This is a genomic window from Streptomyces ovatisporus (genome assembly GCF_042653885.1).
GTDB lineage: Bacteria > Actinomycetota > Actinomycetes > Streptomycetales > Streptomycetaceae > Streptomyces > Streptomyces ovatisporus.
This window is the reverse complement of sequence record NZ_JBHSFH010000004.1, coordinates 482,707-499,069: the sequence shown is the minus strand read 5'-3', so window position 1 is coordinate 499,069 and position 16,363 is coordinate 482,707. Positions and strand designations below refer to the sequence as shown.

General features: G+C 72.0%; 13 protein-coding genes. 5 read left to right on the top strand and 8 right to left on the bottom strand.

Features of this window, described 5'->3' with window-relative positions; translation table 11 throughout:
- Positions 1-92: 92 nt before the first annotated feature.
- The 3 genes from ACFPA8_RS07030 to ACFPA8_RS07020 all read right to left on the bottom strand — a co-directional run bounded on the left by ACFPA8_RS07030 (position 93) and on the right by ACFPA8_RS07020 (position 4,658).
- Complete coding sequence (locus tag ACFPA8_RS07030) at positions 93-1,625, bottom strand: pyridoxal phosphate-dependent decarboxylase family protein (RefSeq protein ID WP_386444699.1); 1,533 nt, start codon at positions 1,623-1,625, stop codon at positions 93-95.
- Positions 1,626-1,638: 13 nt separating this feature from the next.
- Positions 1,639-3,102: an MFS transporter gene (locus tag ACFPA8_RS07025; protein ID WP_386444696.1), complete on the bottom strand. Its 1,464-nt coding sequence runs from the start codon at positions 3,100-3,102 to the stop codon at positions 1,639-1,641.
- Positions 3,103-3,479: 377 nt separating this feature from the next.
- Entirely contained in the window at positions 3,480-4,658 is a 1,179-nt protein-coding gene (locus ACFPA8_RS07020) for a cysteine desulfurase family protein (RefSeq protein WP_386443884.1), read from the bottom strand.
- A gap of 239 nt (positions 4,659-4,897) precedes the next feature.
- Between ACFPA8_RS07020 and ACFPA8_RS07015 the strand changes: the two genes are divergently transcribed.
- The gene (locus tag ACFPA8_RS07015; RefSeq protein WP_386443881.1) at positions 4,898-6,358 is read left to right on the top strand and encodes a hypothetical protein; all 1,461 of its coding nucleotides are present in this window, start codon (positions 4,898-4,900) and stop codon (positions 6,356-6,358) included.
- 193 nt (positions 6,359-6,551) lie between these two features.
- Positions 6,552-7,448 carry a helix-turn-helix transcriptional regulator gene (locus ACFPA8_RS07010; protein WP_386443878.1) on the top strand — a complete coding sequence of 299 codons (897 nt, stop codon included), beginning with the start codon at positions 6,552-6,554 and terminating at the stop codon, positions 7,446-7,448.
- A gap of 131 nt (positions 7,449-7,579) precedes the next feature.
- Here the strand turns inward: ACFPA8_RS07010 and ACFPA8_RS07005 are convergent, their stop codons facing one another.
- Both ACFPA8_RS07005 and ACFPA8_RS07000 read right to left on the bottom strand, forming a co-directional pair.
- On the bottom strand, positions 7,580-9,001 hold the full coding sequence (locus ACFPA8_RS07005; protein ID WP_386443875.1) for an ATP-binding protein: 1,422 nt from the start codon (positions 8,999-9,001) through the stop codon (positions 7,580-7,582).
- Between the two features lie 225 nt (positions 9,002-9,226).
- Positions 9,227-9,703, bottom strand: a complete 477-nt coding sequence (locus ACFPA8_RS07000; RefSeq protein ID WP_386443872.1) for a Dps family protein — start codon at positions 9,701-9,703, stop codon at positions 9,227-9,229.
- Positions 9,704-9,881: 178 nt separating this feature from the next.
- Here ACFPA8_RS07000 and ACFPA8_RS06995 point away from each other — a divergent pair, with 178 nt between their 5' ends.
- Together ACFPA8_RS06995 and ACFPA8_RS06990 are read left to right on the top strand one after the other, a co-directional pair.
- Positions 9,882-10,775: an alpha/beta fold hydrolase gene (locus ACFPA8_RS06995; RefSeq protein WP_386444693.1), complete on the top strand. Its 894-nt coding sequence runs from the start codon at positions 9,882-9,884 to the stop codon at positions 10,773-10,775.
- 292 nt (positions 10,776-11,067) lie between these two features.
- A complete protein-coding gene (locus ACFPA8_RS06990) occupies positions 11,068-12,249 on the top strand; it encodes an acyltransferase family protein (RefSeq protein WP_386443870.1) in 1,182 nt (393 codons plus the stop codon).
- Positions 12,250-12,292: 43 nt separating this feature from the next.
- Here the strand turns inward: ACFPA8_RS06990 and ACFPA8_RS06985 are convergent, their stop codons facing one another.
- Both ACFPA8_RS06985 and ACFPA8_RS06980 read right to left on the bottom strand, forming a co-directional pair.
- Positions 12,293-13,132, bottom strand: coding sequence for a thioesterase family protein (locus tag ACFPA8_RS06985; RefSeq protein ID WP_386443867.1), 840 nt, complete (start codon positions 13,130-13,132; stop codon positions 12,293-12,295).
- A 119-nt stretch (positions 13,133-13,251) separates the two neighbouring features.
- A complete protein-coding gene (locus ACFPA8_RS06980) occupies positions 13,252-13,920 on the bottom strand; it encodes a trimeric intracellular cation channel family protein (protein ID WP_386443865.1) in 669 nt (222 codons plus the stop codon).
- Between the two features lie 441 nt (positions 13,921-14,361).
- Between ACFPA8_RS06980 and ACFPA8_RS06975 the strand changes: the two genes are divergently transcribed.
- Positions 14,362-15,141, top strand: a complete 780-nt coding sequence (locus ACFPA8_RS06975) for a transglycosylase SLT domain-containing protein (RefSeq protein ID WP_386443862.1) — start codon at positions 14,362-14,364, stop codon at positions 15,139-15,141.
- A gap of 135 nt (positions 15,142-15,276) precedes the next feature.
- Here the strand turns inward: ACFPA8_RS06975 and ACFPA8_RS06970 are convergent, their stop codons facing one another.
- Positions 15,277-16,362 carry an ABC transporter ATP-binding protein gene (locus ACFPA8_RS06970; protein WP_386443859.1) on the bottom strand — a complete coding sequence of 362 codons (1,086 nt, stop codon included), beginning with the start codon at positions 16,360-16,362 and terminating at the stop codon, positions 15,277-15,279.
- Position 16,363: the final 1 nt, after the last annotated feature.

Here is a 16,363-nt window from a genome sequence, read left to right as displayed (position 1 = left end):
CCGGCGGTTGCAGAGGGAACGCCCGCGCATACGGGCTCCGGAAAGGCGACGGGTACCGCGCGGCACCGCACGAGTTGCCGCCGCCGTCCTCGTCAGATCCGGAAGACCGAGCCCACGAACTCCGAGAGCAGCCGCTCCTTGAGGGCCTGCGGCAGCGCGTCCAGCAGCACCAGTACGGGCGCCATCCGCTGCGGCAGTGCGGCAGCGGCACCGGTGCCGCCGTCGAGTCCCGCGTACGCCAGGACGGCCGAGACCTCGTCGGGTCCCAGCGCGGACGCGTCCAGCCCGGCGGCGAGTTCGACCAGGCCGGGATCGGCCTGTACCGGCGGCAGCGCACGCGCCGCGGTCAGCGCTTCGGCCAAGTCGCCCAGCAGCGCGTCGACTTGGCCGACGGTGGCCGGTGTCAGCGTCAGATGGAGATTGGGCGGCATGCCCTCGAAGCTGAGCTGCGGCTGGAGATACCAGCCGCGCAGGCGCATCTCGTCCGCGAGATGCAGCAGCAGGCTCAAGTCCCCGCCGCCGGCGGTGGTCCCCGGCCCGGCGAGCGTGAACGCGACGAGCCCCGCCTCCGGTTCGCCCAGCACCCGGACGTCCTGGATCGCGCGCAGCCCGGCGAGCAGCCGGTCGGAGGCGTCGGCGACCTGCCGGGCCAGCTCGGTGTAGCCGTCCTCCCCCACGTGCCGCAGCACGGCCCACGCCTGTGCGAGCAGTCCCGCCGCTTTCGTGCCCTGAACCGTCGGGTTGACCACGGGGTACCCGGGCCATCCGGCGTGCGCGAAGTACTGGTGGCGGCGCAGCTCGGCGTCGCGGTACAGCACCACCGACGCGCCCTTGTCGGCGTATCCGTACTTGTGCAGGTCGACGGAGAGCGAGGTGACGCCCGGCACCGTCATCCCGAAGGGCGGCACTTCCCGTCCCGCACGGCGCAGGTACGGCAGGAGCCAGCCGCCGATGCAGGCGTCCACATGGCACAGCACTCCCCGTTCGGCGGCGGCGCCCGCGATGTCGGCCACCGGATCGATGACGCCGTGCGCGTAGGAGGGTGCGGAGGCGACGACCAGCGCGGTCCGTTCCGTGACGGCGGCGGCCATCGCTGCGGCGTCGGCCTTGCAGGTGTGCCCGTCCACCGGTACGACCACGGGCTCCACACCGAGGTAGGCCGCCGCCTTGTGGAAGGCGGCGTGCGCGGTGGAGGGCAGCACCAACTCTGGCTGCCGGACGCCCCGTTCGGCTCGGGCGTGATCGCGGGCCGTCTTGACCGCGAGCATGATGCTCTCCGTACCGCCGCTGGTGAAGGTGCCCTGCGTGCCCGGTGCGCCCAGCAGGGAGGAGGCGGTGCGGATCAGATCGTTCTCCAGCCGGGCGACGCTCGGGAAGACCGTCATGTCGAGGCCGTTGACGGTGGCGTACGCCGAGTACGCGGCGGCGGCGAGCTCGTCCAGGCCCTCGATGCCCGCGTCGTAGACGTAGGCGAAGGTACGGCCGCCGCGGGTGGGGGCGTCCGAGCCGCGCAGGGCGCGCAGTTCCTCCAGCACGTCTGCCGCGGGCAGACCGTCGGGCAGCGCGGCGTGCGGCGGCGGGGCCGGGGTGGGGGCCGGGGCCGGGGCCGGGGCTGAGCTGTGTATGTGGGGTGCGGGTTCACTCGGCACGGTCGGTCTCGTCCTCCGGGGTGTCGGTACGGTCGGAGCCCTCGGCTTGCGGCCCCGTCCCGCGGGCGGGCGCAGGAGCCGGAGCCGGGGCGGAAGCGGGAGCCGGCGGCGGGGCAGGCGCAGAGGCTTCGGCACGGGCAGACCCCGCGGTGGTGGCCGGCGGCACCGGCTCCTCGTAGCGGTGGAGCAGCCACAGACCGGCCAGCGCCAGTGCGGCGGGCAGCACACTCATCCCCAGCGTGATGCCGGTGACCGCGGAGCCGGGCTGTGCCGCCTGGTGTCCGGCCTCGGAGGACCGGAAGCCGCTGACGGCCAGCACCGCGGCGAAGGCACCCGCCCCGAGGGCGAAGGCCAGCGTCTCGGCCGCCGTCCACAACCCGGTGAAAGTCGCGGCCCGTTGACGTCCCGTACGGGCGGCGTCGGCAGCCAGGTTGTCCGCGAGCATGCGCAGCGGCAGCAACTGCAGCCCGCCGTAGGCGATTCCGACGGCGGCGACCGCTCCGTAAGCAGCCCACGTCCCCGCCCACGGTGTCGCGGTGAGCACCAGCGTCGCCGCGAGGAAGAGCGAAGAGGCCCAGAACTGGGCCGACTTGACGCCCCGGCTGCGTGCCAGCCGGTTCCACAGGGGCATGACGAGCGCCAACGGGCCGATCATGCAGGCGAACAGCGGAGTGACGGCACTCGCCGAGCCGAGGACGTACGTAGCGAAGTACTGCACTCCCGCGAGCATCACGCCGATCGCCAGCGCCTGTGCGGTCCACATCCCGGCGAGGAACAGGAACGGCAGGTTGCCGCGCGCCGCGGCCAGTTGGCTCCGGAGAGAGGGCTCGGCGGTGCTGCGCGCGACCGAAGGTGCCCTGCGCGTCCCGTACCACGCCCCGAACATGCCGGCCGCGAGCAGCGCGGCCACGGCGAGACCCATCAGCCGGTAGCTCGACGGTGTGTCGCCGCCCGCGTGGGCGATCGCCGGCGCCACCGCGCCGGACAGCAGGATCGCCGCCCCGAGGAAGGCGACGCGCCAGCCGAGGATCCTGCCGCGTTCCTCGGAGTCGTCCGTCATCTCCGCGGGCATCGTCACGTACGGGACCTGGAAGACGGCGTAGGCGGTCGCCGCGAGCAGGAAGAGAAGCGCCGCGTATCCCGCCGCGGCCATGCCCCGCAGCGGCGGAGCGGCGAAGATGAGCGCGAAGAGCGGCGGCAGCGTGCACGCTCCGGCGAGCAGGAACGGACGGCGCGGGCCGCCGCGGAACCGGCTGCGGTCGGAGAGTGCGCCGACGACAGGATTGATCAGTACGTCCCACGCCTTCGGCAGGAAGAGGGCCACTCCCGCTGCGGCCGCGGGTACGGCCATGACGTTCGTGAGGTAGTAGAGCAGCAGCAGCCCCGGGACGGTGGCGAACGTGCCGGTGCACAGGGAGCCCAGGCCGTATCCGACGCGTACGGAAGCGGGCAGCGCGGAGGCGGCGGACGCCGTCGCGCCGTCGCCGCTGTCGTCCCGGCCTCCGCCCGCCGCCGGACGTGCCGGGCCGGGGAGTTCACCGCCGGCAACCACTGATGGCCTCCTCGGGGGGTGCGACCGCCGAACGCACCGACGCGGCGGACCGGGGCTCCGGGGCGGGGCTCCGGGTCGGCGGGCGCGAGGCCGTGCGTCCCGCTCCGCCCCGCGCCGGGCCGTCCGGCCGTATGTGCTGCCGTACGTGCGGGGCGTACGGCGGATCGTGCGGCGCTCGCCGCGCTGTCGGCGCATCAGTCAACGGCACTGCGGGCCGGACGTCCAGAGTCTGATCGCAGGACGACCCCGCGCAGCGGCACGCGGCCCCGCCGGATCTCTCAGCTCAGCCCCGCGCTGCGGGCCCGCTCGACCGCCGGGCCGATGGCCTGGGCCACGGCCTCCACGTCGTCCTCGGTGGAGGTGTGTCCGAGGGAGAACCGGAGCGTCCCCCGCGCGAGCCCGGGGTCCGAGCCCGTCGCGAGGAGCACATGGCTCGGCTGCGCGATCCCGGCCGTACAGGCGGAGCCCGTCGAGCACTCGATGCCCTGGGCGTCCAGCAGGAGCAGCAAGGAGTCGCCCTCGCAGCCCGGGAAGGAGAAGTGCGCGTTGCCGGGGAGCCGCCCCGCCGGGTCCGGGTCGCCGTTGAGCACGGCGTCGGGCACGGCCGTGCGCACCTGCTCGATCAGCTTGTCCCGCAGGGCGCCGATCTCGCGCTCGAAATCCGGCCGGCGCTCGGCGGCGAGCTCGGCGGCCGTCGCGAAGGCGGCGATCGCGGGAACGTCCAGCGTCCCGGACCGTACGTCACGCTCCTGCCCGCCGCCGTGGAGCAGCGGCACCGGCGTCTGCTCCCGGCGCAGCAGCAGCGCTCCCACCCCGTACGGACCGCCGATCTTGTGGCCGGTCAGGGTCAGCGCGGCCAGTCCGGACGCGGCGAAGTCCACCTCGGTCTGGCCGACGGCCTGCACCGAGTCCGCGTGCAGCGGGACGTCGAACTCGGCTGCGACCTCGGCGAGCCGGGCCACCGGCATGACGGTGCCGATCTCGTTGTTCGCCCACATGACGGTGGCCAGCGCCACGCTCGCCGGGTCCCGCTCGACCGCGTCCCGCAGCGCCTCCGGGTGCACCCGCCCGTGGGCGTCCACGGGCAGCCACTCCACTTCTGCGCCCTCGTGGTCGGCGAGCCAGTGGACGGTGTCCAGGACGGCGTGATGCTCGACGGGGCTCGCCAGGATTCGCGTACGGGCCGGATCGCTGTCGCGCCGGGACCAGAACAGGCCCTTCACCGCGAGATTGTCGGCCTCCGTGCCCCCTGCCGTGAAGACGACCTCGCTGGGACGCGCCCCGACCGACGCGGCGAGCGCCTCCCGCGACTCCTCCACAGTGCGCCGGGCGCGACGCCCCGAACCGTGCAGCGAAGAGGCGTTCCCGGCGAGGACGAGCTGGGCGGTCATCGTCTGCACCGCCTCGGGGAACATGGGCGTGGTCGCAGCGTGGTCGAGGTAGGCGGAGCGGGCCATGATGCCTCGATTCTACGAGCGGCTGACAAGACGGGTACGGCGCGGTACGGGCTCTGCGCACCCGTGGGCGCGCGCGAGCCCCGGACGTGTGCGGGAGCAGGGTCCAGGAGTACGCTCCCGCCGGGCTGTTGTTGCCCGTCCGACGCCTTCACGGGCGCCGTGCCCGGGCACAGCCGACGACAACGTCCGGGCGTCCGGACGTATTCCAAGGGGGCAAGGGGGATGGCTGGATGCCACAGGTGCGGGTTCTGACAAAGGGTGCACGCGTCACAGGAGGCGTCTTCAGCCTCCTCTTCGCGCTGCACACCCTGCTCTGGATGGTGCGGGACGTCTCCGAACTGGGCGCCGGCGACCTGTGGGACGTGTGGACGGGCGCCGTCCCGACCGGGACGGCGAGCGCGGTGGAACTGCCCGCGACGTCCGCCACGGACCTCGGCCTGCTCCTGCTGCAGCTCGCCGCCACGTTCGCCGCGTTCACCGGGGCCTGGGCGGCCGGCGGTCTGCTGGCGTCCACGGCGGCGCTCACCTTCGCCTTCCGGCTGCCCGTGATCTGGCACGTGATGCTGCACTCCGGCACCGATCCGTTCTACCTGGACCGCAGCTTCGAGACGGACGGCGCCGGGAACACGGCCGCGGGCACCTCCCTGCTCGTCACGCTCCTCTGTCTCGCACTGGCTGTCGTGCTGCTGGCGGGAATCCGGCCGTGGCCGCGCACGCAGGCTCAGCCCGGCCCGTGGGGAACGGCGGCCGTGCCGGGCCAGGCACCTCCCTTCGGTGCGCCTCAGCCCTACGGGATGCAGCCCCCGCAGCCGCCCGCGCCGCCGTACCCGGAACCGCCTCTGCCCAGCGAGACGCCGCAGCGGCCCGTGGGCGCGCACGTAGCCGTGGCCGCGGTCTACTTCGGGCTGACGGTGCTCTTCAACATCGGCTGGAACATCTACCTGTTCGCCGAGGCGGGCGCCGGGATCTGGGTCCGCTCCTTCACCGGGGCGACGAGCCTGAACGCGATCCTCGGAGTCTCCGCGGTCTGGGGATGGCTGACGATGATCGCCGCCGGCGGAGCCGCCGCGGTCCTCGCGCTCACCCGGGGTCTCTCCGCCCGCGGCTTCACGCTGGGCGTGGTGCTCGCCGAACTGCCCCCCGCGCTGCTCGGCCTGTGGAACCAGGTCGCCTCCGGCACGCTCCTGAAGTCCGGCGGCACGGCGGCGATCACGTACTTCAGCTTCGCGTACGAGGTGATCACGCTGGTGGGCGGAGTGGCCCTGCTGGTACTGACGTTGCGGCCGGGCGTACCCGCACAGCCGGGGGCGGCCACGCACCCGGGCGCCCCGATGCAGCAAGGGATGCCGATGCAGCAGGGGATGCCGATGCAGCAGGGGGCTCCGTTCGGTGCGGGCCCGGCACCCTATGGAGCACCGCAGCATCAGGCCCAGCCCCAGCCGTACGCGCCGCCCCAGCCGTCGTCCGCCCCTCATCCGTACGCACCGCCGCAGCCGTCCGGTCCGCCGCCGGGCGCTCCGCCGCAGCCGCAGGTCCCGCCGCAGCCAGGTGCCGCGGACCAGCAGGGCCCTCCGGCGTCGCCGCCTTCACCGCCCCCGTCCGGGTCCGGACCGGGATACGGCTACCCGCCTCAGCAGAACCCCGGCCCGCCGGGAGGCTCCTTCGGACCTCCCCCGTCGCCTCCCGGTCCGGCATCCTGACGCGTGTGCTCCGAGGGCGGACACCCGCGCTCGTACCGTCCTCCGGCAGATGCGTCTGACGGTGGTCCTGCCGCAACGGCGTGGCCTGATGTTCGTCACACGCACATCGCCGCCCGGTGTGACTGCCTGATGGACCATCAATTACCCGTAGAAACATCGGCGTTGAGGGGCGCACGGCAAGCAGGGGGCTTGAATGACGGACTACGAGTTTCTCTTCGTCGTCGAGGGAGTCTCGGCCGAGAGCGACCTCGATTCCGGCGTCGTCTTCGACGAGTTCGACGGCTTACTCGCCTCGCACAGGGGCCGTCAGCTGCTGACGCTCTCCGGCGACGGCGCGGGCGCCGTGGACGCCGCACACCGCTTGAGCGTCCGTCTCCGCCGGGCGCTCCCGGCCGTGCGGCTGTTGCGGCTCGACCCGGATCTGGTCGGAGTCGCGGACATCGCCGAGCGGACCGGCCGCAGCCGTCAGAACGTCCTGCAATGGATCAAGGGTGAGCGGCGGAGCCACCCGCCCTTCCCGGAGCCGGAGGGGACCGCGGGTCGTTCCCTGGTGTGGCGCTGGGGCGAGGTCAACGCGTGGCTCAGAGCGCTCGGCGAGGGCGATGACGTGCACGTTCCGCTGCGGGAAGAAGCTCTCGCGATCGACGTGATGCTGCCCCAGTGGCAGAAGGCCATGGACGAGGGAAGGCCCGTCGTCGCCGTGGTCGTTCCGCAGGACGACCGCACCGACGAACGGGTGGCCACCGCTCAACTCCTGCACGGCGCCTTGCAGGACGCCTCCGTCATGCGGACGGTGTCGGCATTGCCACGCATGGAGCAGAGCCGGCTGGTGGTGGCGTGCGCGTTGCCCGCGGACAAGCTCGGAACGGTTCTGGAGCAGATCGCCACCGCCGACGTGGGTGGGCTCCTGGCAACGCGTGTCGGGGAAGGCGAACTCAAGCTGATCGGGGTCGCCTCGCGCGACCTGCCCGGCACACGTCCCATCTCGGAGCTGGGGCTCAGCCCGGAGGCAACGGTGGGAGACCTGCTTCTCCAACTGGCGCAGTGCGACGACGAGGACCCGTCGCCCACGCCCCTGGCCGTCGCCTGAGCCCCGGTGTGACCGTCCGTCACCAGGTGCGCCTCCGGCATGGCTCCCGCCGCTGCGCCCGCCTGTGCGTCGGCGTCAAGGCTCGCTGCGCGAACGGGAGTTGTTCGGCCCCGCCTGCTCGCCTGCCGGGATCACGCCCAGGCGCTGAGTAGCTCCGCCGGAGTGAGGTGACGGACGCCTTCCGCCGTGCACCCGCTCCTGGCCACGGCGATCATCGGCGTGGTCTCGGCCGCGCCGGGCAGCTGGGAACGGTGTTTGACGAGCCGGGCGAGATCGCGGTTGTCGAACGGCCTGTTCTCCAGCCACTTGACGGAGCCGACGACCGTGATCTTCTTGGCGATGGGCGCCCGGTCGGCTCCGACGATGTCGATCTCCGGGTCGTTGCTGCGGGTCCAGTACCCGCCGACGGCATCGGTGCCCGGCGGCAGTTGCTCGTCCCCGAGCCGCCAGAGCGCCTCGCGGACCACGGGCTCGACGGCCCGGCCCCGCCAGCTCGTCCAGCCGGCCCGGACCGCTTCGAGGACGCGGTCGCCCCGACCACGCTCGACCATCGGAATCCCCGGGCCGAGGAACGACAGCCAGAAACGCAGGTACGGGTCGTCGATCCGGTAGCGGGTCCCGCGGCTGGGCCGGGTGGACAGCGGCAGGTCGGCTGCCACGACGCGGCGGGCCGTCAGCAGCTCCAGCGAGCGCTTCACCGAGCCCGGATTGAGACCGCCTGCCGCGCGTCCGATGAGAGTGAAGGTCCGCTCTCCGTGCCCGATGGCTCCGAGCACCGTCCGCGCCTGGGCTTCGTGGGGGAACTCGGCGGCCAGGGTGCGTTCGCCGCTGACGAGCATGGCCGACGTGGGGCGGCGAAGTGCCTCCTCCAGGTAGTCCCACATGCCGGCGCCCTGCGGCCACTCCTCGAGGATCAGCGGGAGCCCGCCGGTGACCAGGTAGGCGTCGAAGGCGTCGGCGGGCGGCAGGTCCAGCATCGCGCCGACCTCGGCCGGGTCGAGCGGCGGGACGACCATCTCGGTGCCGCGCTGGTAGAAGGGGCGCCCGTAGGTGTTCAGCTGTTCCATCGTGGCCAGGTCGGAGCCGATGAGGACGAGCAGGACGGGAAGCCTGGACAGGGTCCGGTCGAACGCCTTCTGCAGCGCGCCCTCGAAGCTCGGATCCGCACGGACGAGATAGGGCATCTCGTCGATGACGACGACGCTGGGCGTGTCCGCGGGGAGCGCGCCCGCGAGCAGCCCCAGAGCGGCGTCCCAGGTCTGCGGCGTGGCGAAATCCGCGAACCGTGAGGCATCGGGGAGGGCGGAAGCGGCCAGCTCGTCGGTGAATCCCGCCAGGTCCCCTTCCTTCGAGCCGCCCACGGCGGTGAAGAAGACGTGGGGAAGCCCTGTGCGCTCCAGGAACTCTTCGACGAGCCGCGACTTGCCCACGCGTCTGCGCCCCCGGATGAGCACTGCCCGGCCCCGACGGCCGCCCCGCCCTCCGGTCCGCACGGACTCCAGCAGGTCATCGAGGAAGCCGAGCTCTTTGCGCCTGCCCACGAACCCGTTCACAGCGAGGTCGCCTCCCGTACCGTCGACACGTCGTTCGACGGTACTTGCATTCGTGCAACTTGCGCAAATGAAAGTTGCTCTCACGCAAGTCACGGGCTGTACGGGAGGCCCCCGGGACGGCCCGCTCACCGTGGCGCGAGAAGGCGGCCACCCGGGCGCGGTGCTGTGCATCGCGCCCCGGTGGCCGCCGGGGACCCCGTCGTCAGCGGGGCCCGCGAGGGTTGCTCAACTGCCGTTCTCCGCCTGGAACATCCAGTGGTGCTTCTCCAGGTCGCCGGTGAGCTGGATGAAGATGTCCTCCGTCACCGGGTCGGGCTCGCTCACCGACGTCATGCGTTCGCGGGAGCCGGCGATGACCGCTTCGAGCGCGGTGACCATCGTGCGTACCGCCTCGCCGTCGGGCTGCCAGCCCTCCTTGACCCGCTCGATGCTGCTCGCCGCGGACACCGTGGACGAACGGCCGTCCGGGGGCAGGCCGAGCGCGGACGCACGCTCGGCGACCTTGTCGGAGTAGCTGCGGGCCGTCTCGACGACCTCGTCGAGCTGCAGGTGTATCGAGCGGAAGCGCGGCCCGACCACGTTCCAGTGGATCTGCTTGGCCACGAGTGAGAGGTCGACGAGGTCGACGAGGGCGCCCTGCAGGGCCTCGCCGACGGTCTTGAGGTCGTCGTCCGGAAGCGTGCTCTTCACTGCATAGGTCACGGCTGTCTCGCTTTCTCTCGGCCGGCCCTGTGATTCCCACCGACCGTGTAACCGGATGAGCGCGGGCAATTCATGCCGCGGCGGACACCCGGTCCGCATACGCCGCGTACTCGCACGCAGACAGCCGGCCACCGGTGCCGCGTCACCGGGAGGAGGCCAGGTGACCGAGACTGGACGGATGAGCGACAACTGGGCGGACACGCTGAACCGCACCTTCGACAGCTCGTCCGGCGTCGTCCGCTGGGGCGTTCTCGGCCCGGAGGACGGCCCGCCGGTGGTGCTGCTCCACGGGACGCCGTGGTCCTCCTACACCTGGCGCGGCCTCGCCCGCGCGCTCGCGCTGCGCTTCCGGGTTTTCGTGTGGGACATGCCGGGTTACGGAACCTCGCAGAAGTACGACGGCCAGGACGTCTCCCTCGCGGCTCAGGCGCGCATCTTCGCGGAGCTGCTGCGGCACTGGGACCTGCACAAAGACGGCCTGCGGCAGGACGGCCCGCACGATCACGACGGCACCGGGGAGGGCCGCCAACCGGCCGTCCTGGCCCACGACTTCGGCGGCTGCGTCGCGCTCCGCGCGCATCTGCTGCACGGTGCGAGCTATGCGCGGCTCGCACTCGTCGACGTCGTGGCACTGGCGCCCTGGGGCTCCCCGTCCTACCGGTTGCTCGGCAGTCACGCCGGGGTGTTCGAGCAGCTGCCTCCCGCGCTGCATGAGGCGCTGGTGCGGGAGTACGTCGGCTCGGCAAGCGCAGCGGGACTCCACCCGAGGGTGCTGGACCAGCTCGTCGCCCCGTGGCTGGGTAAGGACGGGCAGGGCGCCTTCTACCGGCAGATCGCCCAGAACGACCAGCGCTGGACGGACGAAATCGAGGGATGTTACGGGGAGTTGGCGCTGCCGGTGCTGATCTGCTGGGGGACGGCCGACACCTGGATCCCCGTCGACCGGGCCCACCGGCTGGCCGGTCTGATTCCGGGCGCCGGACTGCAGCTCATCGAGGGCGCCGGCCATCTGGTCCAGGAGGACGCACCGGCCCGACTCACCGCGGTGCTCCAGGACTTCCTCCGCAGCTGACCGTACGCCCCGTACAGACGGCCGTCCGTACGCCCGCACACGGGCGGCCGGATCACGGGCGCCGAAGACGCCTGCCGGAGGGCCACAGGCCGCCGCGGAAGGTACCCGCAACGCCCCGACTGCCCAACCGGAAACGCGACTTCCCACAGAAAAACTTCACACGACGCGCCCCGCTCCTACCGTTCGGGCCATGTCGCGGGTCGCCGTCGAGCGGGCGCCCCTGCCCCCGCTCCGCACTGAATCTCCCCCTCCCGCACCCGGGTTGCCGGAAACGCCGGACCACCGGGTGCGGGTGAAGCAGACCGCGCGGAGTGGCCGGCGAAGACCCGGACGCGACCCGTACCTCGACAACGCGAAGTACCTGACGATCGTGCTCGTCGCGGTCGGTCACGCATGGGCGCCGCTGACGGCCGACAGCCGCGTCGCCAGCGCCCTCTACTACCTGCTGTACACCTTTCACATGCCGGCGTTCATCGTCGTCTCCGGCTACCTCTCGCGCGGTTTCGAGGGCACGCCACGGCAGATCAAGCGGCTGGTCACGGGCGTCCTCGTGCCCTACCTCGTCTTCCAGACGCTCTACGCGCTCCACATCCGCCATACCGCGGACCCGGACCGTGAACTGCGGTACCAGGAGCCGGGGTTCGCCCTGTGGTTCCTCGTCGCGCTCTTCCTGTGGCGGCTGACGACCCCCCTGTGGAAGGTGCTGCGGCATCCGCTGCCCGTCGCGGTGGCCGTGGGCGTGGCGGCGAGCGTCACGCCCAGCATCGACGACGACCTGAGTCTGATGCGGGTGGCGCAGTTCCTCCCCTTCTTCGTGCTGGGCCTGCAACTGCGGCCGGACCATTTCGATGCGCTCCGCCGGCGTCCGGTACGTCTGCTCGCACTCCCCGTCGCGGTTTGTGCTCTGCTCGTCTCGTACGCGGCGGTGCCGTTCATCTCCGCCGCGCCCTTCCTGCACGACCAGGACGCGCAGGGACTGGGCCTCCCGGCCTGGGCGGGCGGACTTATGACGCTCGGCTCCTTCGCCTGCGCCCTGGTGATGACCGGGTGCTTCCTGGCCTGGGTGCCGCGGCGGCGCACGTGGTTCACGGCGCTGGGCGCGGGGACGCTCTGCGCCTACCTGCTGCACATCTTCCCGGTCCAGCTCTCCCAGCACCTCGGCTGGTACGAGACGGCCTGGACCGGCAGTCCGCTCGCGCGGATCGGCATCACGGTGTTCGCGGGCGCCGCGATGACGGGCCTGTGCACCGCGCCCGTACGGCGGACCGTCCGCTGGGTGCTGGAGCCGGGCATGGGGTGGTTCTTCGGCAGCGAGGCGAACTCAGGGGCGAAGCCGCCCGGGCACGCCCCTCCGGCGCGCACCGCCGAGCTCTCCCCTACGGGCGGGGCGCCCGGGGCGTCGCCGGACTCCCCCGCCGCGGGCGCCGGCCCGTCCGGGCGCGCGGAGCCGACCGTCCCCGCGAGGAGTCCGTGACGCGGTGCGGGCGGAGGCGCCTGCCAGGGGCGCTCCGGCCGCGTCAGGCCTTCGCCCGCGCAAGCTGCCGGGACTGGGCCACGAGGCGGTCGGCGCTGTCCCAGACCTCCACGTCCTCCTCCAGGAAGCCCCCCGCGAGGTTGGCTGTCGTGACGGAGACCCGCAGGGGCCCGGGCGCAGGGCGGGCCCGGACGTGCACGGTGAGTTCGACGGTGGGCACCCAGCCGCTCAGACCCAGCTCGAACGCGGTGGGCGGCAGGGCGTCCACGGCCATCAGCAGGGAGAGCGGGTCCGCATCCCTGCCGTCGGCGAGGCCGAACCAGGCACGCATCTCGCCGCGGCCGCTGGGCGCTCCGACCGCCCAGCCGCAGGTGGCGGGGTCGAGCCGGAGATCGAGTCGCTTGCCCATCTCGGGGCCCGCGTCCGGCCCTGCCGGGTTGTCGTGTGCGCTGAAGCACTGCTCACGGGGCGGCATGGCCGGCGGCTCGGCGCTGGTACGCACGTCGTCCGTGACCGTGTCCAGGTCGCCGTAGGTGGCGAGGACGCGGATGCGTTCGACCTCGTTGCCGTCGGCGTCGGGCTGGAAGAGGCCCGCCGAGCCGGAGGAGAGCGTACGTCCCGTCCGCGCGGTGTGCGTGCGGACGACGGCCGGGCCGTGGGTGCTCGCGGAGAGGTAGTGCGCGGTGATCGTGAAGGGGTCGGGGTGCGGCAGGGCCTCACCGAGCGCGCGGCCGAGGACGGCGAGCAGGTAGCCGCCGTTGAGGGCGTGGCCGATGGCCCAGCCCGGGGAGAGGTTCACGTCGTGGACACCGGGTTCGCGCAGCCTCACGGCGGTGTCCCGGTCGAACTCGCTGAGGGTGGCTTCGGTGCAGGTGTCGGACATGCGAGTACCGTACACGGAGAAGTTACCAGCGGGTATGGTCGCCCCCTGGCGTCCTCACGCCACAGGGAACGCAGGCCACAGCCCGGTTGACGGGGAAGGCCGAGGACGCGGAGCCCACGTCAGGTGGTGGGCTCCGCGTCCTCGACCTGCGAGCGCCGGTGCCAGGCCCGCGGAGCGCGCCAGCCGAAGCGCATGGCCAGCAGCCGCACCGCGAACGCGAGAGCGGCGGCCAGCGTCATCGTCGTCGCGTCGAGTGCCCCGGCGTCCAGCAGCAGCGCGGTGACGGTGGCTCCGACGATCGCCGGCACCGCGTAGAGATCGCGGTCCCAGCGCAGCAGCGACGGCACCTCGTTCGCCAGGACGTCCCGCAGCACGCCGCCACCCGCCGCCGTGGCCAGGCCGAGCACGGCCGAGGCGAAGAGCCCCAGCCCGTACTCGTGCGCCTTGACCGTCCCCACGACGCAGAAAAGGCCCAGCCCCGCCGCGTCGAAGACATTCACCGCCTTGTTGATGCGCTCCACGTGCGGGTGCAGGAAGAAGACCAGGACCGTCGCGATGAGCGGGGCGTGGAAGTAGCCGGCGTCGGTGAACGCGGCAGGCGGCACCGCCCCGATCACCACGTCCCGGAAAAGCCCGCCGCCCAGCCCTGTGACCTCGGCGAGCACGGCCATTCCGAAGACGTCGAAGTTCTTGCGCACGGCGAGCAGCGCCCCGGATATGGCGAAGACGAAGATTCCGACGAGGTCGAGCCAGTGCTGCAGATCCGGATCGAGTAGCTGGTGGTTCACCGGCCCATTGTCACGGGCGCACCGGCGGCCGGAGACGGCAGGTACGGGACTGCGGCACTCCCACTCGGCACCCGCACCGGAACCGGCGGTCCGACCCCCGCGAAGGGCGCCGCACACGCCCCACATTCGCGTGTACGAGTCGTTACAGCACGTCGATCCGGAGCCGCTGGAATGTGAGGCGGCACATAGGAGCCACGTCACATACCACTTCTCTTAGTAGTTCTCTTAGTATCCCGCCCCGCCCCCAATGCCCGAATCGGGCGTCTCGTTCCGCTCGCCCGACTCCGTACGACCATGCCCGTTAGTACATCCCTTATTTGGACTTGTGCCGAGTGGGCTTTTACCAATGCCAGCGTCGCATTCGCCGGGGACCAGAACTCGGCGCCACAGCCGTTCCGGCCTTCCCGCGACACACGGCAAGCGAAAGGTATTTGCTCCTCCATGCGTAGTTCCGCTTACACCCGCCTGAACCGGAAGCAGAAGACCACGACCATCGGCCTCGCCGCGGCCGCAGGCATCACGGCACTGACCGCCGGCATCGCTCCCGGCTCGGACGGCGGCGACGCCGGCCGAAGTCCCGCCAAGCCGGTCGCGGGGCACTCGGCGAGCGCGGACGCGGGCAAGAAGCCCGCCGCGGCGACGAAGGGTGACCACGCGAACGACACCAGGCCCCTGCAGCTGGCCGGCGCCAGCGCGGGCCACCAGACCAAGGCCTACCAGGGCAAGGATGCCGAGGCCGGGCAGAAGAGCGAGCCCAAGGCAGAGGCAGAGCCCAAGGCAGAGGCCAAGGTCAAGTCCGAGGCCAGGGCCAAGGCCGAGGTCAAGGCCGAGCAGGAGAACAAGGCCGAGGAGGTCCGTGCCGACAGGGGCGCCAGCCGCGCCGCCGACCGGGCCACCAAGGCCGACAACCTGGACGGCTGGATCAAGCAGGCCCGCTCCATCATGAAGGAGGAGGGCATCCCCGGCTCGTACCACGGGATCAAGAAGAACATCATCCGTGAATCCGGCGGCGACCCGAACGCCGTCAACGACTGGGACATCAACGCCAAGAAGGGCACCCCCTCCAAGGGTCTGCTCCAGACGATCCAGCCGACCTTCGACGCCTACCACGTCGAGGGGACGAAGCACGAGGTCACCGACCCGGTCGCCAACATCGTCGCCGCCTGCAACTACGCGGCCGACAAGTACGGCTCCATGGACAACGTGAACTCCGCGTACTGAGCCGGCACGGCTCACGGCAGTACCGCGTGAGCGCGACAACACGCACAAGGCAGACGGAAGGGCGGCTGCGCCACGGCAGCCGCCCTTCCGGCGTCCTTCCGGTCCGGGTCCGGACCCGGACGCTCGGCCCGCGGTTCAGCCCGCCAGCGGCTGAGCGTCCTCCGGGTGCTGGTCCGGCGCGTTCTCCGGGTGGTGGCAGGCCGCTTCGTGACCTTCGGCCAGGGCGACGAGCGGCGGCTCCTGGGTCTTGCAGATCTGGGTCGCCTTCCAGCACCTGGTGTGGAAGCGGCAGCCGCTCGGCGGCTTGATCGGCGAGGGCACGTCGCCCTGCAGCAGGATCCGCTCGCGTCCGCCCTGCGCCCGGCGGCCGGGGTCGGGCACGGGTACGGCGGAGAGCAGCGCCCGGGTGTACGGGTGCATCGGCGACGCGTAGAGCGACTGCCGGTCGGTCAGCTCCACGATCTTGCCCAGGTACATGACGGCGATGCGGTCGGAGACGTGCCGGATGACCGACAGGTCGTGCGCGATGATCACGTACGTCAGGCCGAGTTCGTCCTGCAGGTCGTCGAGCAGGTTGATGACCTGCGCCTGGATCGAGACGTCCAGCGCGGAGACCGGCTCGTCCGCGACGACCAGCTTCGGGTTGAGTGCCAGCGCCCTGGCGATGCCGATGCGCTGCCGCTGCCCGCCCGAGAACTCGTGCGGATAGCGGTTGTAGTGCTCGGGGTTGAGCCCGACCAGGTCCAGAAGCCGCTGGACCTCCTTCTTCACACCGCCCTCGGGCTCGACGCCCTGCAGCTTGAACGGAGCGCTGACGATGGCGCCGACGGTGTGCCGCGGGTTCAGCGACGAGTACGGGTCCTGGAAGATCATCTGGACGTCGCGCCGCATCGGGCGCATCCCCGCAACGCCGAGGTGCGTGATGTCCCGTCCCTCGAACTCGATGGTGCCGGCGCTCGGCTCCAGCAGCCGCGTGATGAGGCGGCCCATGGTCGACTTGCCGCAGCCGGACTCGCCGACGACGCCGAGGGTCTCCCCCGCCCGTACGTCGAAGTCGATGCCGTCGACCGCCTTGACGGCGCCGACCTGACGCTTGAGCAGGCCCTTGGTGATCGGGAAGTGCTTCTTCAGGCCGGAGACCCTCAGCAGCGCCTCACCGGGCTCGGGATCGGCTTTCGTCAGCACCGCGTCGGACGCCTGCTGCTGGGATGGGATCGTCATC

What these genes read in the sequence shown, in the direction of transcription:
- ACFPA8_RS07020 (WP_386443884.1), bottom strand. Translation starts at nt 4,658, where the DNA reads ATGGCCCGCTCCGCCTACCTCGACCACGCTGCGACCACGCCCATGTTC.
- ACFPA8_RS07010 (WP_386443878.1), top strand. Translation starts at nt 6,552, where the DNA reads ATGACGGACTACGAGTTTCTCTTCGTCGTCGAGGGAGTCTCGGCCGAG.
- ACFPA8_RS06995 (WP_386444693.1), top strand. Translation starts at nt 9,882, where the DNA reads ATGAGCGACAACTGGGCGGACACGCTGAACCGCACCTTCGACAGCTCG.
- ACFPA8_RS06985 (WP_386443867.1), bottom strand. Translation starts at nt 13,132, where the DNA reads ATGTCCGACACCTGCACCGAAGCCACCCTCAGCGAGTTCGACCGGGAC.
- ACFPA8_RS06975 (WP_386443862.1), top strand. Translation starts at nt 14,362, where the DNA reads ATGCGTAGTTCCGCTTACACCCGCCTGAACCGGAAGCAGAAGACCACG.
- ACFPA8_RS06970 (WP_386443859.1), bottom strand. Translation starts at nt 16,362, where the DNA reads ATGACGATCCCATCCCAGCAGCAGGCGTCCGACGCGGTGCTGACGAAA.